The organism is Actinokineospora terrae, from assembly GCF_900111175.1.
GTDB classification, from domain to species: Bacteria; Actinomycetota; Actinomycetes; order Mycobacteriales; family Pseudonocardiaceae; genus Actinokineospora; species Actinokineospora terrae.
Genome location: NZ_FOGI01000002.1, coordinates 368,434 through 393,538, shown reverse-complemented (window position 1 = coordinate 393,538; position 25,105 = coordinate 368,434). Strand labels below are relative to the sequence as shown.

At 70.6% G+C, this 25,105-nt stretch carries 18 protein-coding genes and 1 pseudogene; 8 read left to right on the top strand and 11 right to left on the bottom strand.

Going from position 1 to position 25,105, the window contains the following annotated elements:
- Positions 1 to 336 precede the first annotated feature (336 nt).
- Positions 337 to 3,657 carry a signal peptidase I gene (locus tag BMY07_RS05055; RefSeq protein ID WP_177215452.1) on the top strand — a complete coding sequence of 1,107 codons (3,321 nt, stop codon included), beginning with the start codon at positions 337 to 339 and terminating at the stop codon, positions 3,655 to 3,657.
- A gap of 16 nt (positions 3,658 to 3,673) precedes the next feature.
- Here BMY07_RS05055 and BMY07_RS05050 read toward each other — a convergent pair whose 3' ends face one another.
- Positions 3,674 to 4,498 (bottom strand): DUF6338 family protein, encoded by an 825-nt coding sequence (locus BMY07_RS05050; RefSeq protein WP_092775254.1) that lies wholly within the window; start codon positions 4,496 to 4,498, stop codon positions 3,674 to 3,676.
- 6 nt (positions 4,499 to 4,504) lie between these two features.
- A complete protein-coding gene (locus tag BMY07_RS34145; protein WP_177215451.1) occupies positions 4,505 to 4,663 on the bottom strand; it encodes a hypothetical protein in 159 nt (52 codons plus the stop codon).
- A 157-nt stretch (positions 4,664 to 4,820) separates the two neighbouring features.
- Between BMY07_RS34145 and BMY07_RS05045 the strand changes: the two genes are divergently transcribed.
- On the top strand, positions 4,821 to 8,480 hold the full coding sequence (locus BMY07_RS05045) for a caspase, EACC1-associated type (RefSeq protein ID WP_177215450.1): 3,660 nt from the start codon (positions 4,821 to 4,823) through the stop codon (positions 8,478 to 8,480).
- A gap of 82 nt (positions 8,481 to 8,562) precedes the next feature.
- Here the strand turns inward: BMY07_RS05045 and BMY07_RS05040 are convergent, their stop codons facing one another.
- On the bottom strand, positions 8,563 to 8,850 hold the full coding sequence (locus BMY07_RS05040; RefSeq protein WP_092775252.1) for a hypothetical protein: 288 nt from the start codon (positions 8,848 to 8,850) through the stop codon (positions 8,563 to 8,565).
- A 289-nt stretch (positions 8,851 to 9,139) separates the two neighbouring features.
- Positions 9,140 to 10,852 carry a choice-of-anchor P family protein gene (locus tag BMY07_RS05035; RefSeq protein ID WP_143073361.1) on the bottom strand — a complete coding sequence of 571 codons (1,713 nt, stop codon included), beginning with the start codon at positions 10,850 to 10,852 and terminating at the stop codon, positions 9,140 to 9,142.
- A gap of 214 nt (positions 10,853 to 11,066) precedes the next feature.
- Between BMY07_RS05035 and BMY07_RS05030 the strand changes: the two genes are divergently transcribed.
- Positions 11,067 to 12,620: a hypothetical protein gene (locus BMY07_RS05030; RefSeq protein WP_092775250.1), complete on the top strand. Its 1,554-nt coding sequence runs from the start codon at positions 11,067 to 11,069 to the stop codon at positions 12,618 to 12,620.
- A 129-nt stretch (positions 12,621 to 12,749) separates the two neighbouring features.
- On the opposite strand, the gene BMY07_RS05025 is transcribed toward BMY07_RS05030, so the two are convergent.
- On the bottom strand, positions 12,750 to 13,334 hold the full coding sequence (locus BMY07_RS05025; protein ID WP_092775249.1) for a TetR/AcrR family transcriptional regulator: 585 nt from the start codon (positions 13,332 to 13,334) through the stop codon (positions 12,750 to 12,752).
- Between the two features lie 91 nt (positions 13,335 to 13,425).
- Between BMY07_RS05025 and BMY07_RS05020 the strand changes: the two genes are divergently transcribed.
- On the top strand, positions 13,426 to 13,794 hold the full coding sequence (locus tag BMY07_RS05020) for an ester cyclase (RefSeq protein WP_092775248.1): 369 nt from the start codon (positions 13,426 to 13,428) through the stop codon (positions 13,792 to 13,794).
- A 73-nt stretch (positions 13,795 to 13,867) separates the two neighbouring features.
- On the opposite strand, the pseudogene BMY07_RS05015 reads toward BMY07_RS05020, so the two are convergent.
- The 4 genes and pseudogenes from BMY07_RS05015 to BMY07_RS05000 form a co-directional block, all read right to left on the bottom strand.
- Positions 13,868 to 15,189: pseudogene (locus tag BMY07_RS05015) on the bottom strand (FAD-dependent oxidoreductase).
- A gap of 115 nt (positions 15,190 to 15,304) precedes the next feature.
- Positions 15,305 to 15,883: a class I SAM-dependent methyltransferase gene (locus tag BMY07_RS05010; protein ID WP_092775247.1), complete on the bottom strand. Its 579-nt coding sequence runs from the start codon at positions 15,881 to 15,883 to the stop codon at positions 15,305 to 15,307.
- Between the two features lie 32 nt (positions 15,884 to 15,915).
- Positions 15,916 to 16,737, bottom strand: a complete 822-nt coding sequence (locus BMY07_RS05005) for a hypothetical protein (RefSeq protein ID WP_143073360.1) — start codon at positions 16,735 to 16,737, stop codon at positions 15,916 to 15,918.
- An 11-nt stretch (positions 16,738 to 16,748) separates the two neighbouring features.
- Complete coding sequence (locus BMY07_RS05000; RefSeq protein WP_092775245.1) at positions 16,749 to 17,723, bottom strand: ADP-ribosylglycohydrolase family protein; 975 nt, start codon at positions 17,721 to 17,723, stop codon at positions 16,749 to 16,751.
- A gap of 210 nt (positions 17,724 to 17,933) precedes the next feature.
- Between BMY07_RS05000 and BMY07_RS04995 the strand changes: the two genes are divergently transcribed.
- From BMY07_RS04995 to BMY07_RS04980, 4 genes are all read left to right on the top strand, one after another.
- Entirely contained in the window at positions 17,934 to 19,172 is a 1,239-nt protein-coding gene (locus BMY07_RS04995; RefSeq protein WP_092775244.1) for an ABC transporter substrate-binding protein, read from the top strand.
- Complete coding sequence (locus BMY07_RS04990; RefSeq protein ID WP_092775243.1) at positions 19,169 to 20,059, top strand: carbohydrate ABC transporter permease; 891 nt, start codon at positions 19,169 to 19,171, stop codon at positions 20,057 to 20,059. Before BMY07_RS04995 ends, BMY07_RS04990 begins: the two co-directional genes overlap by 4 nt.
- Entirely contained in the window at positions 20,056 to 20,814 is a 759-nt protein-coding gene (locus BMY07_RS04985) for a carbohydrate ABC transporter permease (RefSeq protein WP_092775242.1), read from the top strand. Before BMY07_RS04990 ends, BMY07_RS04985 begins: the two co-directional genes overlap by 4 nt.
- 134 nt (positions 20,815 to 20,948) lie before the next feature.
- Positions 20,949 to 22,289, top strand: a complete 1,341-nt coding sequence (locus BMY07_RS04980; protein WP_143073359.1) for a fibronectin type III domain-containing protein — start codon at positions 20,949 to 20,951, stop codon at positions 22,287 to 22,289.
- 257 nt (positions 22,290 to 22,546) lie between these two features.
- Here BMY07_RS04980 and BMY07_RS04975 read toward each other — a convergent pair whose 3' ends face one another.
- Together BMY07_RS04975 and BMY07_RS04970 are read right to left on the bottom strand one after the other, a co-directional pair.
- The gene (locus BMY07_RS04975; protein WP_092775240.1) at positions 22,547 to 23,500 is read right to left on the bottom strand and encodes a hypothetical protein; all 954 of its coding nucleotides are present in this window, start codon (positions 23,498 to 23,500) and stop codon (positions 22,547 to 22,549) included.
- The gene (locus BMY07_RS04970) at positions 23,497 to 25,032 is read right to left on the bottom strand and encodes a M48 family metallopeptidase (protein ID WP_092775239.1); all 1,536 of its coding nucleotides are present in this window, start codon (positions 25,030 to 25,032) and stop codon (positions 23,497 to 23,499) included. Before BMY07_RS04970 ends, BMY07_RS04975 begins: the two co-directional genes overlap by 4 nt.
- Positions 25,033 to 25,105: the final 73 nt, after the last annotated feature.

The window sequence follows — 25,105 nt, the reverse complement described above, 5'->3', positions numbered from 1 at the left end:
CAGGAACCCCTCGGCCGATCACCGTTTCGAGGACCCACCCGACCGCCTGGATCGAATAGGGGAACCCCTCCACAACCGGGGTGCTCCCGTGCCACACCCGGGTGCCTGCTCCTGTAGTCCCGGTCACGTCCGATTCACCGGGTTATAAGCCCGACTGGATGAGGTGACCTGATGCCCGTGACAACTACCCGACGCACTCGGGCGAGCCTGGCCGTCCTCGGGGCGGGGCTCGGTCGTGGAGCGCTGAGCTCCTGACGGGCGGCTGCCTGTGTGGAGTTGAGTGACGCGGCGGTGGTGACCGTGACGAGGACGCGAAGGACGTGGGGTAGCAGGGCCGTGTCGGTCTTGAGCTACCTCGCGGGTTCCGTGCTGTCCGGTCTGTTCTGGTTGGTCGTGTGGTGCGTGCTTCCTATCGTCCTGTCCTGGCACTCTTACGTCGTCCTGTCCGGTTCCATGAGCCCGGCGATCCGCACCGGTGACGTGGTCGTCGTCGGTGGCCTTCTCACCGACCACCCCGTGCCGGGCGCCGTAGTCGCCTTCGACGACCCCACGCGCCCTGACCACGTCCTGATGCACCGCGTCCTCAAGGTCAACGACGACGCCACCCTCGTCACGAAAGGTGACGCTAACGCCGACGCCGACAGCACCCCGATAACCGAGCAGATGGTGCACGGCCAAGGCAGGCTCCGTGTGCCGTGGGTGGGCCTACCTGCCCACTGGGTCCGCGTAGGCGACTGGATGTCGCTCCTAGCGGCCATCGCCGTGTTGGCCGGGCTGGCCGTACTCGCGTGGCGACGACCTAGGAGACCATCGCAAGGGCCGCCGAGCATCGGCCCACCTCGACGCTCTCACAGGCGTCCCACCACGACCACGCGGCGAGTCCTCCTCGTCGCGGTTGTTGGCGTTCTGCTGTTCGCTTCGATGAACGGCGGTTTCGCGGCGTGGACGGCCACCTCGGCGAACGCGGGCAACGCGCTCGGCTCGTCGGCCACGTTCCCGACGTACTCGGCGTCGGTCACCGGCGACAGCCCGCTGTTCTACCACCGCCAGGAAGAGGCGCAGTCGTCCTCGGCGACCAGCACGGCGGCGGACTCCTCGACCAACAGCAGGCCGGGGCAGTACAACATGCCCACGAACGGCCCGTACACGCACTGGCGCTTCGACGAGGGCACCGGCACCAACACCGGCGACAACTCGGGGTCGGTGGACACCGGCGTCCTCACCAACGGCCCCACCTGGGGGACCGGGGTGCTGGGCGGCGCCGTGGTGTTCGACGGGGTGAACGACCGGGTGATCAGCGCGACCAACCCGATCGCCACCGACACCAGCTTCAGCGTGTCGATCTGGGTCAAGACCACCTCGGCCAGCAGTACGGCGGTAGCGATAACGCACCAAGGTGCCAACACCGGCGCCTGGTACCTCTACCAGCAGGGCGGCAAGTGGCGTTTCGGCATGCCCCGCGCGGACACGTCCAGCGGCACCGAGGATTACGCGCAGTCCACTACCTCTACCGCCGCCAGTACCTGGGTGCACCTGGTCGGCGTCTATGACGACCCCAACAACGTGATCCGGATCTACGTCAACGGCAGCCTGGAGACCTCCCAGGCCCGCGCGGACGCCTACGAGTGGAAAGCGACCGGCTCGCTGGTCGCGGGAGGCATCCTAAGGGGCGGCAGTTGGCTCTACCCGTGGTCGGGTTCGCTTGACGATGCCCGTGTGTACCAACGCGTTCTCGGCGCGAGCGAGATCAGCGGCATCTATGACGCTGCTAGCGCGCCGAACGCCCAGTACAACCTGGAGCAGAGCGGCACGTCGGCTACAGACAGCGGCCCTTACGGCTACACCGGCACTCTCCAGAACGGCGCCGCGTGGAACACCACTGGTCGTACCGGCCGTTCGGTGACCTTCGACGGCATCGACGACTACATCAGCGCCTCCACGTTCGCCGTGCGCACCGACACCAGCTTCTCCGCGGCCGCGTGGGTCTACATCAGCAGCGCCGGTGGCGTGGACCGGACGTTCTTGGCCAAGGACGGCGTCAACGTCAACTCGTTCGCGCTGTCCTACATCCCCGCCACGACGAAGTACGCGTTCACCATGCCCGCGTCCGACACCACTGGCGCGTCCACGGTGCGGGTGTCGTCCAGTTCGAGCGCCATCGCCAACGCGTGGACGTACGTGGTCGGCGTGTGGGACTCGGTCAACAACCAGATGAAGATCTACCTCAACGGCGTGCTGGAGGGCACGACCAGCCGCAGCGGTGGCTGGAACGCGACGGGGGCCCTGTCCATCGGCCGTGGCTACAACGGCAGCGCTGGCGTGCAGAACTGGCCGGGTCGCATCGACGAGGTGCAGCTCTACAACCGGGTCCTGACCGCAGCCGAGATCGACGACACGTTCACCCGGCCGAGCATGGACTGGCAGTACGACGACAACCTGGCCACGACCGTGTCCGACTCTTCCGGCAACGGCAACTACGGCACGATGAACAACGTGCAGTGGTCGGACACCTCGGTCGCGGGCACCTCCGGCTACTTCGACGGCTCTAGCAGCTGGACCGTGAGCCAGGCCGCGTCACTGCGCACCGACGAGAGTTTCACCGTGTCCGGGTGGGCCTACCTGACGACTCCTAACGGCGACCGCAGTATCGTCGCGCAGCAAGGCAGCGTCGGTAGCGGTTACCTGCTGGGCGCTGACATTGCCTCGACGCGGTGGTGCTTCCGCATTCCGCGCACCGACGCCAACTCGCCGACCTACGACGCGGTCTACAGCTCCGCCATCGCGCAGCAGAACGGCTGGTACCACATCGTCGGCGTGTACCAGTCGGGCACCGAGGTCATCCGCCTCTATGTCAACGGCGTGCTTCAGGACACCGCTTCGCGCGGTGGCACGCCGTGGAACGCCACCGGGACCGTCCAGGTCGGACGCGCCCTGCGCAGCGGGTCCCAGATGGACTACTTCTACGGCTACCTCGACAAGGTACGCACCATCCAGGCCGCGCTGTCCACGTCGCAGGTTCAGGACCTCTACAACGAGGGTTCCCCTGCGCCGCCCGCGCTACCGGTCGCGGGCGCGCTATCGCCGATGACCGCGGGGCAGGTCGGTGCGCTGCAAGGGGCTCAGCAGGGCCAGACCGCGGCCACCGCCGTCGCGTTCAACGGCACCGCCAACGCGAGCAACCTGACCAGCTTCGCGAACCCGTCGACGTTCACGATCGAGGCCTGGTTCAAGACCTCCAGCCCCTGGGGCGGACTGATCGCGGGCTTCTACAACACGACCAGCGCCAGCAGCACCAGCCGCGACCGGGTGATCTACCTGGACAAGAACGGCAAACTCGTCTTCGCCGTCAACCCGTCCACCATCAAGTCGATCACCTCGGCCACCACCTACACCGACGGCACCTGGCACCACGTCTCCGCCAGCCTCGGCGCCGCGGGCATGAAGCTCTACGTGGACGGCAACCTCGTCGCCCAGGACGCCACCACCACAACCGCCCAGAACTTCACCGGCTACTGGCGCTGGGGCGGCGGCGGCCTCCCCAACTACCCCAACCGCCCCTCCAGCGACTACCTCGTAGGCACCCTCGACGAATTCGCCGTCTACGGAACCCAACTCACCGACGCCCAGATCCGCCGCCACTACCACGCCAACCACTGACACTCGCCGCGCGATCTCACCGCACGAACCCGATCACCGCCGGAATCGCGAGTTGCGCGAGCAGAAGCAGCCAGAGCCCGCGGCGGTCCGTGGTCAGGAACCTCGCCACCTTGGTCACTCGCGAAGTGCCGCGCACGGTGCCGCCACCGCCAGGGTCGCCGGTACTCGCCGTGGTGGTGAACAGCACGCGAATCGCGCTCACCCGGGTGTTGCTGATGATCACGTGCTGCCACTTCGCGTCCAACGGCTCTGCGTCACCCTTGGCGTCGACGCGGAGCAGGGGTCTGGTCAACACGATCTCGCGGTTGTCCTGCTGCACGTCCGCCGAGTACGACTCCCGCGTGCCGATGTAGGCGGTTCCGTCCTCCAGGTCCACCTGGACCTGCGTGACCAGCCGCTTGCCCGCGAGCTGATCGGCGTTCGCGACCGCCACCCGGTTCGCCCATCGGGCGAACACGGTGACCCAGGCACTCTCCGGGACGACTCCGGCGTGCAGGCCGGGATAGGCGGTCGAGTAGTGGTAGAGCGCCGCGAGGGTGGTCGAGACGGTCAGGAACAACCCCGTCGACCCGCCCACCAGCCACAGGTTGTCGACGACATAGGTCGGGCGAAGCACCAGTGCACGCGGATCGACCAGTGGCGCGCCCGCCGCGGTCCGCAGGAGACCCAGCGCGACAAGGCTGACGCCGCTCACCGCGACACCGCCCAGGAGCACTCTGCTCGTCTCGACGAAGACGCTCTCGTGACGACCTGGGCGTGTCCGCTGGCGGAGCAGTTCGAGTACGACCCCGGGGACCGCCACGAGCAGGAAGATCGCCACCGCGATCGGGGTCGCGGGCATCGCGCTCTAGGAGTCCTCGGACGGCGCCTGCGGCTCCTGCGGTGCGGCGGGCACCGGCGGCGGCGAGGCCGTCACCGGCTCTGACAGGCCCATGGGGTGCGACACGTCGAGCACGATCCCCTTCTCCTCGAGCGACCCGCCACCCTCTTGCTGTGGGACTCCCATGACCGGATACCCCTTCCCGTCCTCTTCGGCGCGAGCAACAGTACGTGATCGCTGGTTCGTTCGGGTGATCAGCCGCCGATCCCCGGACAGCGGGCGCGCCCTTCGCCAGGATGCTCGGCTGGAGCCTCGTGTCACCATTTCCCAGGGGGGACAGCACTTGACGCGGTTGACCAAGCGTGCGTTGTTGATCGGCACCGAGAACTACGCCGAGCAGCGATTCGGTTCGCTACCCTGCACGCGCGCCGACACGGAGTTGTTCGCCCAGGTGCTGCGCCACCCGTCGATCGGCGCGTTCGACCTCGTCGAGGTCCTGCAGGACGCCGACGCGAACACCGTGCGCGCGACCATCGCCGACTTTCTCGCGGACTCGCGGCACGATGAGCAGGTCGTGCTGTACCTGAGCGGGCACGGGACCTCGTCGGCCGCCGCCGACGGCAGGTTCTTCTTCCTCGCGGCCGACACCACCGCCGAGCGGTTCGAGGACACCGCGGTCAGCGCGGACTTCGTGAACGAGAGGCTGGAGCAGTGCGCGGCCGCGCAGAAGATCGCTGTGCTCGACTGCTGCCAGAGCGGCGGGTTCACCCGGGGTTTCGCCACCAGCAAGAAGCCGCGCAAGGAGGTCGTGGACGCTGGGCCCCTGCTGCGCAGCCGCGGGGTGTACGTGCTGTCCTCTTCCAGCGCCGACGAGGCGTCCTTCGGTGGCGGCGTCGACCAGGACGGGAGTCCGGCACCGTCGCTGTTCACCGGTGAGCTCGTGCGGGCGCTGCTGACCGGTGTCGCGGACCGCGACGGGGATGGCCGCATCGGTGTGGACGAGCTGTTCCAGCACGTGTCGGAGCGGGTTCGCAGGCAACAAGCGGGCCAGACGCCGGAGAAGTCGTCGTTGGGCGTGAACGACGAGATCATCGTGGCGAAGGCGTGGCGCGGATCCGCGCTGCGACTCGACCCGGTGACGCCCGCGTCCAGGCAACCTCCCGCGCTGCCCACCGCGGTTGCCGAGGGCACGGTGTCCGGCAGGGATCCTTGGCAGGTCCTCCTCGAGTACTACCAAGCCTGCCTGCGTTCCGACGAGGCCCGGCCCGAGCTCATGTTCGCAGGCCAGGCAGGCGACGCGTTCGTCTGCGTCGGCGGGCACGAACGGGTCCTGTCCGGCGACCTCGGGCCGAGCGGGCAGTGCGAGGTCCCGCCCGGGGCCGAGCACCTGGTCGACCTGGTTGTCGAGGAGGACGCGGAACTCTGGTACGGCTACCCGGCTGTCGCGTTCCTCAGTGACGGGAACCGGAAGGCGAACCGGAACACCAGGATCGCGCCGATGTTCGTCCGCCGTGTGGCCGTCGTGCGGACGCCGGGAGGAGTTGTGCTCGAACCCTTCGGACCGGTCGAACCGCACCGCGCGTTCGCGAGCACCTTCCTCAGCGAGGAGGAGGCGGCGGAGTTCGTGGACACCTACACGCCGTCGTGGCACGCGGGATCGCACAGCCAGCTCGTCAAGGACGTCAACCACCACTTGCGTGAGTTGTTCGGCATGCGTGACGTGCAGAGGTTGGACCCCTCGGCGATGGCAGCGGACCTCGACCTCAGCACACCCGTCAGCGGCGCCAGGAACACGGCTCTGCTCTTCACCACCACGCGCGAGGTCAAGGCCACCGAGGGTCTGCTGAAGGACTTGGCCTACATCGACGGCAAACGCGGATCCATCGCCGAGACCGCGCTCGGCGCCCTGCTCCCGCACACGCGCAGGGACGTGCGTGCGCGGGAGTGGCAACCGGTCACCCCCCTGCAGGCCAACGAGGCACAACACCGGGTGATCGCGGCCGCGATGACGACCGTGCTCACCGTGGCCACCGGCCCGCCGGGCACCGGGAAGAGCCAGCTCGTCGGCAACCTGGTCGCCACCGCGGTCGCCAACGGCCAGACCGTGCTCGTCGCCTCGACCAACAACCAGGCCGTCGACGAGGTCGCTGACCGCTGCAACCGGATCGTGCCGGGCTCGGTCGTCCGCACCGGCAGCAAGGGCAAGCGGCAGGTGGAGGCCGACACCCTGGCAGTTCTGATGGGGTCACCGCCGCCCGCGGTCAACTCCACGACCGCGCAGGTGCGCGCGCGGCTCGCGATCGAGCTCCGGGCAGCCGTCACCGCGGAGTTCGAGGCCAAGGCGGGGGTCGAGTCGGAGCTGCTGGAGTCCAGCGGCACCAGGAGCCGCGCGAGGTCGCGGTGGAAGCAGGCGGGCGGGCCCGACCAGCTGCCCGACGAGCGGGAGTGGGCCGCTTGGGAGGCCCGTTCGCGGAAGGTGGTCACCGCGTGGTTCTTCGGCAGGCGCCGCCGCCGGGCGCTGCTGCGCGGGCTCGGCTGGCTGGAGGGAGACGCGCCGCAGACGTGCGCACTGGTCGCCGACCGCTTCGAGGCCGAGCGCGCGTGGCGCACGTTGCACCTCCGCGCCGAGTCGCTGCCGACCGACGCCGAACTCGACACCCGGGCCGCGGACGCCGACCGGCAGGTGCGCGACGCGGCAGCGGAGCGCTTGCGGGTCGCGGTCGCCGAGGGAGGGCGCTCGGGCATCCGCGCGCTGAACGAACTGCTCCAGGCGGATGGTCGTGACTGGAACGAGGTCCGCCGCGTGCTGCCGCACGTGCGCGGGTGGGCGGTCACGAGCCTCAGTGCTCGACGCTTCCCCACGGCTGCCGCGCTGTTCGACCTGGTGATCATCGACGAGGCCAGCCAATGCCTGGTGCCGCACAGCCTGCCGCTGCTGTTCCGGGCGAGGCGGGCGTTGATCATCGGTGACCCCATGCAGCTGCCGCCGGTGCGCAAGCTCGGCCACGAGGACGAACGGCGGGTCAGGTCTCGCATCGGGGTGAGTGCTGCCTGGCTGGAGGGCTTGCGCGCCACCTACCACCGGCATTCCACCTTCCACGCCTTCGAAGCCGCGGCAGGTCGCAGTTTCCTGCTCGACGAGCACTTCCGCTGCCATCCCGAGATCATCGCGCTGCCGAACCAGCGGTTCTACGGTGGCGAGTTGACCGTGCTCACCGACGTCCACGCGCAGCGCGGGGCCGCATTCCCCGCCGTCTCGTGGGCCGACGTCCCAGGTGCGGCCGTTCGACCACCCGGCGGGTCGTGGCGCAACGACGCCGAGGTCGACGAGGTGGTCCAGCGGGTGGACCAGCTGATCGGCCTGCTCCCCGCCGACGCGACGATCGGTGTTGTCACCCCGTTCGCCGGGCAGAAGGACCTGCTGGCGCGCAAGTTCGCCGGTGTCGAGCGGGTCAGGGTCGGTACGGTGCACACCTTCCAGGGCGGGGAGTGCGACGCGATCGTGTTCTCCCTCGTCGTGTCCGCGACCATGCCGCGTTCGACCGTCGGGTGGGTGCAGCGTCAGACCTATTTGTGGAACGTGGCCATCACGAGGGCGAGGGCGCACCTCGTCGTCGTGGGCGACAGGGACCTGTGGGCATCACTCGGGGGTGTCGGCGCCGCGCTGGTCGCCGCCGCTGAGGCGCCACCAGAACCGACACCGGACGGCTCCGCTGACGACCTCTTGCCGCGCCTGTACGAAGCACTGTCCGCACTGGGCACCGGTGCTGTCTCGCTGAACACCCACTTGGACGGCTACGTCGCCGACGGTGTGCTGGACACGGGCGCCCGAAAGCTCGCCGTCCGCCTCGACCTCGCGGCGGACGACGAGCGAGCCCGCCACCTCCGCCTCGCGCTCGCGAAGACCAAGCTCCTCGCCAGCCCTGCGGAGAACCGCTCCGCGACAAGGGTTCCCGCGTGGCGCTTGTACGACGATGCCCCGGTGAACACCTGGCTGCACTGATCGAAGGCATCTAGGGGCCTGCGGTGGGAATGACGGTGGGCCGCTCGACACGTGCGCGAGCCGACCCCTCACTGCGGATGACTCATGCGCGCCGCTCGAGCCGGATCGCGGCCGCGGTGCAGACCAGGGCTATGGCCGCGCAGGCGAACACGGTGGGGTTGAGCCAGGCTGGGATTTCGGCGTAGGTGGTGCCGTTGGCGAAGACGCAGGTGTTTTCCAGGGGGAGCAGGCTGGTTCGCATGTTCTGGAGGTGGGAGTCGGAGGAGGCCAGGCCTTTGGCGCACCATTCCTCGGTCTCGCCGGTCAACAGCATGAACACCCCCGCCCCGTAGGCGAGAAGCCCTAGGACGAACGCCAGAACAGCCCCCACCCAGAGCTTCGTGCGCCCCGCACTTGCCAACCCGTGCCCCCGTCGTGCCCCTCTTACGGCCCCCGGACCCGGCTTCGCGCGCGCACGCCAGTCCTGCCCCAGCCCCCACCCTCTCCGGGGGGCGTCCCAGTGCCAGTCTATCGGTACCCCCCGACAGGTGATCTTGGAACAGGGCGGCACAAGATCCAGATGTGGATAACTTCTGTCGCTGGAACGGGTGAAAGTCGGGTTGGGGCAGGGGAAAGGCGGCGCGCGTCGGGGAAGGGCGCGCGCCGCCTGGGGGTGTGGGTCAGGGAGTGCAGGGGGAGCCGGGGGTGCTGAGCGAGGCTCGGGTGTGGCCGATCACGATGTCGGTGCCGAGGAGGAGTTTGACGTGGATGGCGTTGACGGTGATTCCGTTGGGGCGGGGGAGTTGTTCGTCGGTGGTGATGGTGCCGACCAGGGGGATGGTGATGCGCAGGTTGGGGGTGGGCACGATCCGCCTGCCCGCGACGCGGAGGTTGGACAGGGTGCTGGTGCCCGAGGTGGTGATGGTGCCGTTGGGGGTGCTGGACACGACCGACTCGGCGCGGAGTTCGTCGGCGGTGATGAGGCCGTTGAGCAGGTTGAGGGCCGAGGTGTGCGCGGTGGCGCGGGCGGTGCGCAGGCCGTTGGCGTCGACGGTGCCCGCGGCCTCGTCCGCGATGACGGCGGCGCTGCCGACGAGGGGGATCGGGGTGTCGGCGAGGGTCGAGCCGACCGTGCCGGGGGCCGTGGTGCAGGTCAGGTCGGCGGGTGCCAGCGGCGGGAGGAGCGCGAGCGGGGTGGAGAGCAGGGCGCCGTGGGCGTGGGCGTCGAAGGCGAGGGTCGGGCCGACGACGGTCAGGGTGGTGCAGCCCGGTGGGTCGAGGCCGACGAGCGGGGTGACGTCGTCCGCGCAGGTGCGGTGGGCGCCGACGATCGAGGCGCGGACCGGGACGGTGATGGTGCACGACGCCGCGCCCGCGGGCAGGGTGCCTGCGGCGGCGAAGTCGGCGGCACCGGTCGTCGAGAAGACCATGTCCGCGCAGGTGGTCGCGCGCGGCGGGTTGACGGCGGTCAGACCGGGCGGCACGGCGAACCGGAACGACCACCCCGACTTGGCGCTCAGCTCGCTGGTGTTGGTGACCGTGAAGGTCAGATCGGCGGTCTGACCGACCTCGATCGTGCCCGGCCCGTAGCCGATGTCCAGCCGCGGCGTCACGTCCAGCAGCCGGATGTTGTCGAACGCGCTGTCGTTGCCGTTGCCGCTGGCCTGCTGGTTCACCAACCGCAGGCCGACCGACGTCCCGGTGAACAGCACCGGCGCGTCGCTGTGGAACGTGCCGACCGAGGTCCCGTTGACGACGGTCGTCGCGTCCTCGCACGGGGTGATCGGCCGCTGGAACGTCGGGACCGCGGTGCCGCCGTCGAGCAGGTAGAAGGCGTAGCGGGCGTGCTGGGCGTAGCAGTTCTGCTCGGCGATGTCGACGGAGAACGACACGAAGCGGTTGACCGCGGCCAGCGGGATCGGGGTGACGCTCTGCAGCTGCGTCCGGCCCGCCCCGGGGTCCGCGTGCGTGTAGGCGGTGACGGCGTGGTTGGTCGGACCGGTGCCGTTCGACCAGTCGCCGAGCACCCTGGCCAGGTCCTTCACCCGCGGCCACCACCCGCCGCAGCCCGCGCCGGGCGGGTCGGCGGCCTGGTTGAGCGCGGAGGCGACGATGCCGTTGCACGACCTCAGCCAGACCGGGTCCGCGGTGTAGGTCTGACCGAGCGGACCCGGCCCCACGTAGTCGTCGACCCAGGTCACGGCGGCGCCCTGGCCCCGTTCGAAGTCCTCGGTGAACACCACGACCGGCGCGGTGGGCTCGCCGGGCGCGGCCGCCACCGGAGCGGCACTGGCGGGCGCGGAGATGCCCACGACGGCGGGTACGGCCATCAGGACTGCCGCGACCGGACCACCCCATCGGGGACGGCGGCGCGCTGCGGGGAAAACGTCCACGACAGAACCTCCACTGGCATCAGGGTCGGCACGATCCACCTCGCTTCATCGCGCCGCGCCGGACGCCGGTTGCGGTCGGCGGGGACGCTCACTCCACAGTGGCGGACGTTCACCCGAGCCCGATTCACGTGCGCACCGCGCGCGATCCGGGTTGCGCTGTTCGGGGGCGCCGTCACCCGATGACGTGACTGGCCCGGCCGTGGGACAGTGCGGTATGCCAGTCGAGTTCCCCGCCGTGGCAGCAGGTCCGACGATCCACGACCACCTCCGGCGCAACCTGGACGACTCGGGCAGGCTCACCGATCTCAGCCTGCCCGACGACGCCGCGGTGCGAGCCCGCTCCCGGCTGCCCTGGGCGCCGGGAGCGCAGGACGGCGTGTTCGTCCACCACGCCAGCGGCTCCGGCGGGGAGGACCACGCGGCAGACCTCACCGCGCTCTTGATCGCCGCCAGTGTCGAGCCGTCCCCGCGGCGGTTGCGCGACCTGTACGAGCACACCGCGCAGGTCGAGGTGCTCGACGCCATCGACGACGTGATCGACCGGCTGAAGGACGCCGGTGCGAACCCGGGCGCGATCCACGCGTTGGCGCGCTGGCTGGTCACCACGGCCGCTGACCGGGGCCCGGTCAAGGTCGGCATCGCCCTGCTGGGCGCCACCGGGCTGGACGATCTCCTGGACGTGGTGCGCACGCTCGGTGCCCACGACGAGTTCACGCTGTACGCCGCGGTGGCCGTGTCGAACTCCCTGCCCGATCCGGAGCGCGAGCTCTGGGCACTGGCCAAGGCGGTCGACGGCTGGGGACGCGTCCACTGCGTGGAGCGGCTGCGGGACACCACCGATCCGGCCATCCGCGGCTGGATCCTGCGGGAGGGCTTCCGCACCAGCGTGATGGACCAGTACCTGGCCCACATCGCCGCCACGACCGGCGGGTTGCTGGAAGCGCTGCGCGCCCCGCGGGTCGACCGCGAGGTGTTGACCGCGGCAGGCGCGATCTTCCAGGCCCTGTTCGACATCGGTGGACCGGCCCAGGACATCAGCCACTACACCGACGCCGCCGACGCGATCGAGGCGTACCTGACCCACATGACACGCCAGGCGACCTCACTCACCGACCTCGTCGCCCTCGCCGACATCCACTCCTTCCTGACCGACGACCACTGGTGGGACGACCCCCACGCCAACGGCTGGACCCCGGACCGCCACCAGGCGTGCCTGGACACCGCCACCGCGCTCATCGCCGACCCCCGCTGGACCCGCCCCGTCGAGGACGGCCTCGACTCCCTCGACCCGGCCGAGTTCACCCTGGCCGACCGAGCCGCCCGCGCCCGCGGAACCGACACCTTCACCCAGCACCTGCCCTGGATCGAGCGCGACCCCCTCGACGCCTGGTGGTACACCGCCTGGCTCCAAGCCGACCCCACCCGCGCCGAACAGCTGATCACCCTCGCCGGACACCTCCTCCCACTGGACGACATCGGAACCGGCCCGGCCGACGAACCGGGCCTGGGACAACGGTGGCGTGCGCACAACGCTCTACAGTGGACGATCCAGGCCCTTCAAGACCACCCCGGCCACGGCACCGACCTTCTCATCACCGCCCTGCGCAGCCCGGTCGTCGGCAACCGCACCGGCGCACTGTCCACAGTGTCCACTTGGCCTCCCGACGCCTGGTCGGACGACCTCCGCGCCGAACTCGCCACCGTGGCCACCACCGACCCCAGCGACACCCTCCGCGAGAATGCGACCACCCTGCTCGCCACCACCTGAACCACCTCAACCATTCCGCGTCCGGACCCCGCTTGAGGTCCCACCGACGAATCTATCGACGTTGGCGGCTTGCCCAGAGGGGCAACCGGAATCTGTGGACAACTCAAGGCCATGTGGACAACGGGGAGCTCAGCGGCGGCGCAGCCCGTCGAAGATGATCTCCGCGAGGTGCGCTGAGCGTTCCTGATCCGCCTCCGCGTGCCGAATGGCGGCGAAGGCTCCCGCGACCAGCGCCATGACCTCGTCCACGGTGACATCAGGCCGCACGACACCGGCCGCGTGCGCGCGGTCGAGCAAGGACGCGACCTCGCGGGTGATGTCCGCCGCGACCTCCGGCGCCGCGGTGCGCAGGTCGAACTCGGCCGCCACCAGCGCGCTCTTCACGGCCACGTTCTCCGCCCCCGTGGCCACCATCCGGGACAGCTGGGTGAACAGGGCCGCGGGATCGTCGCCCGCCGCGAGCGCCCTCGCCTCCGCCACCAGCCGTTCGAGCTCGTCGATGGCCACGGCCAGGTACAGGGCTTCCTTGGTCGGGAAGTGCCGGTGGACGGTGCCGGGCCCGACGCCCGCGCGGCGCGCGATCTCGTCGAGCGGGACCCCGAGGCCGTCCCGCGCGAACAGGCGTTGCGCGGTGCGCAAGACCTGCTGGCGGTTGCGGCGCGCGTCGGCCCGCAGGTCCCCGTCACGGGCGCGCTTGGGCGGTGTGCTGGTCATGGCGACCCTAGTGTAACCGGGGCGGCGCACCGTATAGTCCGGAGGCACAAACGGGGCGACGACCCGTTTAGGCCACGAGGAGCGCACGCCGATGACCACACCCGACCCCGGTGACCTGGTTCGACGGATGCAGGAGTGCTTCAACACCCGCCAGTTCGACCAGGCCGACGACCTGCACACCCCCGACTTCTTCAGCCACCCGCTCGGCGCCGGGTTCGAGGCGGGCAAGGCGGCCTGGCGGCGCCTCGTCGCCCACTTCCCCGACTACCGCGTCGTGGCGCAGGACGTCCTGGTCGACCGCGACCGGGTCGCCGTCCGCTCGTCGATCGAGGGGATCCCGACCCCGGCCGACGGCACGCCGCCGATGCTGATCGAGATCTTCCGCGTCGAGGACGGCCGCTTCGCCGAGGCCTGGGGAGTCGACCAGGGGCTGCCGCTGGAGGTCATCCTCGCGGGCTGACGCGACGACGAGAGGGCGCCGCCTGTCGGGTGTGGGCCAGATCCCTGCGCGAGCCGGTCCGCGGGTCTGCGCGTCAGCCCTGGTGCGAGGCCCGGATCATCTCGGTGCGGTCGACGACCTTGATCCGCTCGCGGCCGTGCGGGGCACCCAGGGCCCGCTCGTACGCGTCGAGGTTCTTCCAGCCCTGCCAGGTGGTGAACTCGATGCCGCGGTCGTTGAGGAAGCGGACGACGGCGGTGGGCTCGGGGTGGACGGCGGGGCGCAGGGTGGGGGCGTCGGCGAGCAGCGAGGCGACCGTCTCCGACGAGCAGCCCTTGGTGTGGCCGATGAGGCCGATCGGGCCGCGCTTGATCCAGCCCGACACGTACGCGCCGGGACCAGCGCGTCGTCCATGTCCAGGACGCGGCCCTGGGCGTGCGGGACGGTGCCGGACACGTGGTCGAACGGCAGGTCCGCCAGGTGCGACGACAGGTACCCGACCGCGCGGTAGACCGCCTGGACGTCCCAGTCGTGGAAGACGCCGGTGCCGCGGACGCTGCCGTCGCCGGTCAGCTCGGTGCGCTCGGTGCGCAGGCCGGTGACGTGGCCGCCTGCGCCGAGGATCGCGGTGGGGGAGTGGAAGAAGTGCAGGTGCAGCCTGCGCGGCCGGGTGCCGACATCGCGGATCGCCCACTCCTGCAGGGTCTTGACCACCATGTCGACCTGCTTGGACGCCCGGATCGCGGCGATTGAGCCCTCGTCGAACTCGATGTCCTCGGGGTCGACGATCACCTCGACGGTCGGCGAGTGGTCCAGCTCCCGCAGCTCAAGCGGGGTGAACCTCGCCTGCGCGGGCCCACGCCTGCCGAACACGTGCACGTCGGTGACTGCGCTCGCGGCCAGCCCCGCGTGCACGTTGTCCGGGATCTCGGTGACCAGCAGCTCCTCGGCCGACTTCGCCAGCACCCTGGCCACGTCGAGCGCCACGTTCCCCGCGCCCAGCACCGCCACCGACCGCGCGGTCAACGGCCAGGAGCGCGCCACGTCCGGGTGCCCGTCGTACCAGGACACGAAGTCCGCCGCGCCGTGGCTGCCCGCCAGGTCGACGCCGGGGATGTCGAGCGGGCGGTCGGTGACGGCGCCGGTGGCGAACACGACCGCGTCGTAGAACTGGCGCAGCTCGTCGAGCTTGACGTCGCCGCCGTAGTCGATGTTGCCGAACAGCCGCACCCCCGGCTTGTCCAGCACCCGGTGCAGCGCGTCCACGATGCCCTTGATCCGCGGGTGGTCCGGCGCGACCCCGTACCGGATGAGCCCGAACGGCGCGGGCATCCGCTCGAAGAGGTCCACGCTGACCTCGGCGCCGGACTTGATGAGCGCGTCCACGGTGTAGATCCCGGCCGGACCGGCACCCACCACGGCGACTCGCAACGGACGGCCCACCACGCGCTCCTGATTCCCGACAACGGCGTACCCACCTAGATTAAGGTAAGGCTTACCTAATAAGGGTCGGGCTTGCCGGTGGTGTCCATCACGCGTCGCTGACCAGCACGTACCGTTCGTCCTCGATCGGGTGACCCCAGAGCGCGAGGTCGTCGAGCCCGCGCACGGTGGCCTCTTGGCGCCTACCCAGCACCAGGGCGCGGCACTCGGACGCGGTGAGTCCGGCGCCGGTGAACCAGCGCCCCTCGACGAGCACCAACCGCCCGCCGGGCCGCAGCAACCGTACCCACCGGTCCAGCGCCGCACCCGGATCGGGCAGCGCCCACAGCACGTGCCGCACCAGAACCACGTCGCACGACGCCGGGTCGTACGGCGGTTCGGCGGCGTCCCCGCGGGTGAACTCCACGCGCCCCTTCGCCTTGGCCGCCGCGACGGCGAGCATCCCCGGCGACAGGTCCAGCCCACGCACCTGGTGTCCGGCGTCCGCGAGCAGCACCGAGAGGGTCCCCGTCCCGCACCCGAGGTCGACCACCGACGCGGGCGCGGGCGGCAGCAACGGGAGTAGCAGCTCCGCCCACGCCGCTCGCACGCTGGGATCCCGCAGGCCGTGATCCGCCGCTTCGTCGAACGTCGCCGCTTGCCGGTCCCAGAACTCTTGCACTGTCATGACCGCGATTCTCCTGGCGCGCGTGTGTGTGGTCAGGGCAGCCAGGTGTTGAGGTCGCGGTCCGCGAGGGCACCGGTGGTCGGGTTCTGCGCTATGGGGCGGAATCCGTCGACCAGGCTGACGCGTTCGGTGGGGGACCAGACTTCCAGCCCGTGTTGTGCGGCGACGTACAAGCGGCCGTCGTGGGACCACAGCCTGCCTGGCGGCGCCGCGATGGTTCGCTTGGTCTCGCCGCTGGGGATGGCGACCAGGGTGATGCCGTTCTCGCCCTGGACGGCGATGGTCTCGTCGTCGAGCCAGGCCGTGGGGCGGTTCCAGTCATCGGGGTACGGGCCGACGTCGGTGGCGTCGTGCTTGCCCGCCCGCCACGCGTCGAGGTCGACCAGCAGCTGCGCGCCCACCGGCTGCCAGATCCAGCCGTCGATGACCAGCCACTTCCCGGACGGGCTCACGGTCAGGCCGCCGTGGAAGAAGTCGATGTCGTCGCCGTGGGTGGCGCGCCGCGCTCCGGTCGCCGCGTCGAACAGGCCGAGCTGGTTCCAGTCGGTCGCCGCGACGAACTCCCCGGTGCCGAGGAACGCCACCGGGAAGTCGGTCGACGTCGAGCCGTAGTCGCCCCGGTCGAGTTCCGCGGTGACGGCCCCACTGGCCAGATCCACGACGACACCGCGCGACCCCCGATCGACCACCGCGGCCGCGTACCGCCCGTCGACCGAGGTGTGCAGCCTGGTTCCCTCCGCGGTCCCGACCTTCCAGCGCAGACCGCCTGTGCTGACCAACTCCCCATCAACCAGCGCGATCCACCCTGACGGCAACGCGGCCAGACACCCTTCGGCGATGGGGCCGCCGTCCACTAGCGACATGATCAGGTCAGGGCCCCGATCTGGTCGGTGTACTCGATCCGGTCGACCCACTCACCCGGCCACCCCGCGAGACCGTGCACGGCCCCGACGAAGGCCCCGGTCAACGCCGCGATCGAGTCCGAGTCGCCACTGGTCCGCGCCGCCCGGGTGAGCGCGCGAACCGGGTCGTCGGCGTGCCGGACAGCGCAGTAGAGCCCCGTCCCCAACGCCTCCTCGGCGATCCAGCCCGCGCCGGTGGCCAGGCAGGCGTCCTCGCCGTCGTCCGGGCGCCCGAGCGCGCTGATCACGAGGTCCACGGCGGCGGCGCACTCGTCCCAACCACGGGCGATGAACGCCGCGGGCGTGGTCGCGCCAGGACCCTCCCACAGCGTTCCCAGCCAGTCGGCCCGGTACACGGTTCGCTGCTCCGCGCACCTGTCCCGCAACGCTGCGGCGACCTCGGCGAGCGGCAGTCCGTCCACCAGCAGTCGGGTGGCGTAGGCGGTGAGTTCGGAGGCGGCCAGCGCGGTCGGGTGCCCGTGCGTCATCGCCGCCTGGAGTTGGGAGATGCCCGCGAGGAGGTCGAGGTCGAGCCCGGGCAGCAACCCGACCGGGGTGACGCGCATGTTCGCCCCGCACCCCTTGGACCCCGTGACGGTCGCCTCCACCCACAGCTTGCCCGCTTCCAGCGCCTCGCACGCCCGCAGGCAGGTCATCCCAGGCGCGCGGTTGTTGTCGGGGCTGTTCAGCCAGGTCACGAACCGCTCCCGCAACCTCGGTTCCAGTGCCTGCGCGCTGTACCGGTCGACATCCCGCAGCGCCCACGCCACCGCGAGCGCCATCTGCGTGTCGTCGGTCACCAGCGCGGGATCGCCGACCAACTCGTCCGGCCCGTCCCCGAACCGCCGCCCGATCTCGGCGACGTCGAGGAACTCGGTGGGACGCGCCAGCGCGTCACCGAAGGCCAACCCGTAGAACGATCCACCGACGCGGTCCATGCGCGACACTCTACTGCGGCCGACAACCGGATTGACCGGAAAGTCCCTTGTGGACTACCACAGGCGTCGCCGCACGCGGTGATCACAGGGTGTAGCCGGTGCGGTGGCGCTCGCTCGTTCGGCCGATTGCCGGTGTCCTCCTGGTGGGAGGATTCGACAGATGATCACGGGGGTTCGACAATTCCTCTCACGTCGAGGTGGGGAGGTCGGATGGGTGTCGAGCTGAGCCGTCGGTCGTTCGGGGTGGTCGCGGGGTTGTTGGGGCTTGCGGCGTGTGGGGCGAACACGGGACGGGGTGGGAGCGCGGAGGGGGCGTTGCGGCACTGGTACCACGCCTATGGCGAGGACGGGGTGCAGGACGCGGTGCGCAGGTATGCGGCCGCGTACCCGGGGGCGAGGGTCGAGGTGCAGTGGAACCCGGGGGACTACGACTCCAAGGTGTTGACGGCGTTGCAGACCAGTGGGGTGCCGGATGTGTTCGAGGCGCAGGTCAAGGTCGACTGGGTGCGGCAGAGGCAGGTGGTGCCCCTCGACGACCTGCTCGGTGACACCCGGGGTGACTTCGTGCGGACGCTCCTGGAGTCCCAGACGGTCGACGGGAGGCTCTACGGCATTCCCCAGGCGATCGACACCCAGGTCCTCTACTACCGCAAGAGCCTGCTCGACAAGGCAGGTGTGACCCCGCCCCGGACCGTGGACGAGCTGATCGATGCCGCCAAACGGCTCAACACCGGTGCCGTGCGCGGGCTCTTCGCGGGTAACGACGGCGGGGTCGGCGTGCTCACCGCGCCGCTGCTGTGGTCGGCAGGCCTGGACTTCCTCTCCCAGGACGGCAAGGCCCCCGGGTTCGACGACCCGCGCGCCGCCACCGTGTTCGGCAAGTTGCGCGACCTGAACCAGGCCCTGCTCCTCGGATCCCCGACCGACTGGTCCGATCCCGGCGCGCTCGTCGACGGGCGGGTCGCGATGCAGTGGACCGGCCTGTGGAACCTGCCGAAGATCACCGCCGCGCTCGGTGACGACGTCGGTGTCCTGCCGTTCCCGCGCCTGGACGCCGCGGGCGCGGAGTCGGTGCCGGTGGGGGCGTACAGCGCGATGGTGAACGCCCGCGGTGCCGACGTCGAGGCGGCCAAGGCGTACGTCAGGTGGCTGTGGGTCGAGAAGGCCGAGTACCAGACCGAGTTCGCCACCGCGTTCGGCGCGCACCTGCCCGCCAGGGAGAGCCTCGCCGCGAGCGCCCGACCGCTGCGGGACGGGCCGGGCAAGGACATCGTCGGGTTCGTCACCCGCGGCGGCCGCATCGCCAGCCCGGCCCGCTGGTCCGCTCGCGCCAACACCGCCCTGTCGGACGCGGTCGCCCGGATCGCCAGGCAGGGCGCCGATCCCGCGGCCGAACTGCGCGCGGCCCTGGACGTGGCGAGGGACGAGATCGCGCGGCTGGACCGGTGAGGTCGCGGACCACGCGGACGTTCTGGCTGTTCGTCGGACCGTTCGCGGTCGGGTTGCTGCTCTTCACGTACCTGCCGATCGCCTGGAGCTCGTACCTCAGCTTCTTCGACGCGCGCAACACGGTGACCCCGACCGAGTTCGTCGGCCTCGGCAACTACGTGGACATCCTCACCGACCGCGCCTTCCTCGACAGCATCGGCACGTTCACCGTGTTCGCCGCGTTCATCGTCCCGACCACCGTCGTGCTGTCGCTGGTGCTCGCGTTGCTGGTCAACCGGATCCGGGTCGCGCGGGCGTTCTTCCGGTCGGTGTTCTTCCTGCCGTTCGCGTGCTCGTACGTGGTGGCGTCGCTGGTGTGGAAGATGTCGCTGTTCTCCGGAGTGGACAGTGGGGTGGCGAACACCGTGCTCGGCTGGTTCGGTGCCGACCCGCAGGCCTGGGTCGGCACCGTGGACCCGCCGCTGTACTGGGTCGTGCTCGTCACCGCCCGGCTGTGGTTGCAGCTGGGCTTCTACATGATCCTGTTCATCGCCGCGCTGCAGCGGATCCCCACCCACCTGTACGAGGCGGCCTGGATCGACGGCGCCTCGCCCGGCTGGCAGACGTTCCGGCACATCACCCTGCCCGGCCTGCGCGGCGCACTGGTCGCGGTGCTGACCCTCAACCTCATCAACGCCTACCAGGCCTTCGACGAGTTCTACAACATCCTCGGCGACTCCCGCGGCTACCCGCCGTTCGCGCGCCCACCGTTGGTGTACCTGTACTACACCTCCCTCGGCTCCGGCGGTCAGGACCTCGGTCGGGGGAGTGCGGGCGCGGTCGTGCTGGCGCTGGTGATCGCGCTGGTGACGTTGCTGTCCGGCCGAGTCCTGCGGAGGCCGACATGATGCGACTCCTGCGTTGGCTGGCGTTGATCCCCGCGACGGTGCTGTTCCTGGTGCCGTTCGTGGCCTTGGGTGTGCAGGCGTGGCCCGCGTTGGGGGATGTGTTCTCCTACAAGGAGATCCCCTTCGCGCGGAGCCTGGTGAACTCGACGGTGGTCGCGGTGCTCCAGACCGTCGGCCAGGTGGTGCTGTGCTCGTTGGCGGGTTACGGCCTGGCGCGGATCCCGTATCGCCACGCCCCGAAGGTCTTGTACGCGGTCGTGGCGACGCTGATGGTGCCGACCGCCGTCACGTTCGTCCCCAGCTTCGTCGTGGTGTCGAGCCTGGGGTGGCTGTCGGACCTGCGCGGCCTCGTGGTGCCCGGGCTGTTCAGCGCGGTGAACGTCTTCCTGTTCCGCCAGTACTTCCTGGACTTCCCGGTCCCGCTCGAAGAGGCGGGGCGCCTGGACGGGCTGTCCCGGTGGGGCGTCTACTGGCGGGTCGTGGTGCCGAACTCGACGGGCTTCGTCGCCGCCATCGCGGTCATCGACTTCATCGGCAGCTGGAACCAGTTCCTCTGGCCGCTGGTCATCGCCCAGGACTCCTCGACCTGGACCGTGCAGGTCGCCCTGTCGAGCCTGCTCACCGCGCAGAACCCGCGGACCACCCTGCTGTTCGCCGCCGCCACCGTGTCCATCCTCCCGATCGTCGGGGTCTTCACCCTCTTGCAGCGCTACCTGGTCCGCGGCGTGGCGGAGACCGGCCTCACCGGTCAGTGAGAGCCGGATTGCCTTTCCGGGCAAGTGTTTCGGGCGCGGAGGCTTCGGCCTGCGTTCGGCGCAACATCGTTGGTTCGCGGGGGTGGCCGGTCATACGATGCTGACGTCCCTGTTCCCCTGCGAATGGAAACCCTGTGCTTACAAGGAGAATCGCGGGCGCGGTGGTGGGCGCCGTCGCCGTTGTCGGGTTGACCGCGGTGCCCGCGGCGGCCCAGGTGATGTCGGTCGACGTGACCGGGCAGTGCGCCGACCCGGCGGTGGGGTCGGTGCGGGTGGCGGTCTCGGCCGACGTGGAGAACCCGGCGTACCTCAGCCCGGCCGCCGAGGCGCGGCGGATCACCGGCACCGTCATCCTGCCCGCCGCGGCGGTCGACGCGCTGGTGGCCAAGGGCGCCACCACGGTCGAGGGGAAGGTGAACCTCCAGCTGGCGATCAGCGGGACCTACACCGCCCGGGCCGACAACACCCTGGCCCTCGCGTCGACCCCGATCACCCCCGGCCGCGAGCTCGTCGTCCCGGTGATCGGCTACACCGCGCCGGTCTACTCCAGCTACCTCACCGGCACGAACTACGTCGACGTCACCGGCATCGGTGTCGGCCTGCTGCCCCGGCGTGCCGACACCTCACCCGCCGTGCGGGGCGGGATCAACACCCCGTGCACCATCGCGGAGCCCAAGCGGTGGATGACGATCCGGACCGACAGCATCATCTCCGAGAACCACCCGGCGCCGCGGAACCTGAGGTTCGGCAACATCACCACCGACAGCATCACCGTGTCCTGGGACCCCACCCGCGGACTCATGGGCCCGCCCCTGGGCTACGACATCCTGGTCGACGAGGTGCCCACCCTCCGCCTGATCGGCGCGGGCACCACGACCGGGACCGTCACCGGCCTCAAGCCCAACACGGACTACTACATCCGCGTCAAGGCCGTCGACATGGGCGGCGAGCGCCGCAGCGAGGTGTTCCCCATCCGCACCAAGGACTTCCTCGCCCACCACTACTTCGACATCGGCGGGACGATCGCGATCAAGGACACCGCCCTGCGACTCGTCGGCGAGCAGGCGACCGCGCTCGAACTCGCCACCGGCACCCACACCTCGAACCCGGCCTTCGCCCCCACCCAGGTCCGCCTGGCCACCTACGGCACCGCGAACGTCGAGTTCACCCCGGTGTCCCCGGCCACCGGCACCTTCCGCGGCGGCGTGTTCACGGTGACCACCCGGCAGAAGGTGACCGTCCCCCGCATCACCATCGGCAACCGCACCTACCTCACCCCGAACTGCACCACCACCGTCGACCTCCCCTTGACCTCCGCCCCCGACTTCAAGACCGACGGCACCCCCAACCCGATGACCGGCACCATCACCATCCCCCCATTCCGCGACTGCGGCCAGCCAACCAGCATCCTCAACCGCTTGGTAGCGGGCCCGGGCAACACCGCCGACATCACCTACACCTCATACGCGGGCTGAGGTCCACACAGGACGAACGCCTCGCCTGCCAGACGGGGCGTTCGCCGGTGGAGTCGGATGGTTCGCTGGTCGCCCATAAAGCCACCGCCACTGGCGGGCAGCCTTCATCAGGCGCGTCCCCTGGGTAATGGTTGCCGAGCGCCCTGGTGGCGCGTGATCTTGTTGTCTTCCCACGGACTGTGGGCGCGGCTGAGGACTCCCGTCCAGCGTGAGCGAGTGGGAGTGGGATGTCCTTTGACCCAGGCCCGGACGAATGTCTAGGGGCGGGCGGCCTCGGCGCGGGCCTGGTCGCGGGTGTGCAGGAAGACGCGGCGGGCCTGGCCGGTGAGGGACCAGGGTTCGTTGTCGGCTCGGGCGCCGAGGGCGCGGAACTGGGTGAGGGCGTCGGCGGGGCGGTTGTTGGACATGAGGGCGTGGATGGCCCAGCCGCGTTCCTTGCGGGTGAAGTTGGTCTCCACGGTCTCCGTGGCCAGCCGGGCGATCAGGGCGTCCAGGGCGGCGACGACGTCGGGGGCGCGCCAGCGGTCCTCGGTGTGCTCGAAGGCGCCGAGCAGGGCGATCAGGGCCAGGCGCGGGGACTTGGCGGCGGCGCGGGTGGCGAAGTCGGTCATCAGCTCGTCGGAGCCGTGCCACTTGGCGCACCAGTACTGCAGGGCCTGGATGTGGCCGTAGCGGTGCAGCGGGTCTCTGGCGACCAGCTCGGCCCACACCGCCTCGAACTCCGCGTGCGCGACGGGCAGGCCACGCGCCAGCATGACCTGCGTCCACCACGGCGTCGGGTCCTCCGGCGCGGCCTCGGCGGCCACCCGCGCGGCGTCACGCCCCTCGGTGAGCAACCGCTGGAAGCCCTCGACCTGGTCCGGGGTCGTCTGGTCCGCCTTCTGCGCGCCGCGCACCTCCCAGGCGCGCAACACGGACGACTGCGCCAGCACCGCCGCGTGCCCGGGGTCGTCCGGTCGAGCGGCGCGCCACGCGGTCAGCCACGCGTCGTCCTGCGCGGCCGCGTCCGCGAGCTCGAACACGACATCCGCGCGCGCTTCCCAGTCGCCCCAGGTGGAAGCGACCACCTCCGCGGCGGGCTCCCAGTCGCCGCCGAGCGCGGCCCGGTAGGCGGCCAGCACCCCTGGGTGGTCCGGGATCCGGTTGTCGCTGACTTCCTCATCCGGCACAAGGTCCGGCACCGACTTCTTGCGGGAGAACAACTTCCTCAACGCTTCCCTCCAGAGTGGACCAACGGGCGGTACGGCAACTCCACACCGGACTCGGCGAGCAGCGCCCGCAGGCCCGAGGTGTCCGGCTCCTCGGCGAGCGCCGCCTCGACCAGGGCAGGCAGGACGGTCAGGTCGAACTCACCGGTGTCGAGGCTGGGCAGGAAGGTCCAGTCGACCGACCACCGGCCGTGGCCCGCGTCGATGAGCGCCAGCAGCACCAGCTGGTACAGCTCGCGGCTCAGCAAGACCCGCGCCCGCTCCCGTCGCGCCTGCGGGGTGACGACCGGATCGCCCGGCTTCCGGTCGTGGGGGACGAGGTCGGCGAGGCGGCCCGCGTCGAGTGCGTCCAGCACGGCTCCGAGGCTGGGCGGCCTGCGCACCAGCTTGCCCGCGGCCCGCACCAGCCTGGTGATCTGCTTGACCCACCGGTGGCGGAACCCGACGTGCCCCAGAGTGGCCCAGTCGACCCGCCGCTTGCGGTCGGCGTCGGCGTCCATGGTCAGCATCAGCGACCGGTCCAGCAGCGGCACCGCGTCGTCGAGCAGCTCGATCGCGGGCCGCTCCGCCCACCCGGCCCGCTCCGGCACGGCCATCGCCCCGATCGCGGCGATCCGGTCGGCCATCGGCGGGTGCGAGTCGTACGGCCCGCGGTCGACGTCCTGCGGATCCTGCTGCCGGACGTGGTCGAGCACCGGGTGCGCCTCCGGCGTGGCGCGCAGCTGGGCGAAACCGTCGAACATCGACCGCGGCAGGTACCCGGCCGACCACCCCGCGGCGAGGTGGCGGTGCGTGAAGATCCGCCAGAGGTGGTCGACGACGTGCAGCTCCCGCAGCGCGCTGACGGCCGCGTCGGAACCCGTGATCCGCGCGGACACCGCGTCGGCGGCGAGTTCCTGGCGGCGGCAGAGCGCACTGGACACCCGCGCGTACAGCTTGGTGTAGCCGAGGAACAGCCTGCGCAGGTGCCGTTGCGGCCAGATCTCGGTGGTCATCCCGTCGAGCAGCCGCACCAGGGCGTCCCGGCCGGTCAGCACCACACCGGACAGCCGGGTGTCCCGGTTGGCGTAATGACCCAGCTCGTGCGCGAGGACCGCCGCCAACTGCCGCTCAGTCATCGCCGCCAGCAACGGTGCGCCCACGTACATCCGGCGCCGCAACACAACCAGCCCGAGCACCCTCGTGGTCTCCACCACCCTGGCGTTGACCTCGGCGACCACCCGGATCTCATCCGGCACCCGGGTCCCCACCTCGTCGGCGAGCCGCCGCACCAGCTCCCACAGCCGCGGCTGCTGTCGGGGCGTGACCGGGATCCCGGCCAACTGCTCGTCCACCCGCCGGTCGACGGTGAACACCGCCGCCAGGATCGCGAACACCACCGGTACCACCAGGACCGCGGCCTCCAGTCCGCGCGGCACCGAACTCCGCAGCATCGCGACCTCGAGCGCCACCAACCCACCCAGCAGCCCGAACGCCACCAGGTAGAACCCGGCCAACATCCCCACCGCCACCGCGGCGCGCGCGAACAAGAACATGTCCCCCACAGACCTTCCCCAGTGCCGACCCCCGATGCGGCAGGGCGAGTGTGCCGCACCCACCCGGTAGGTC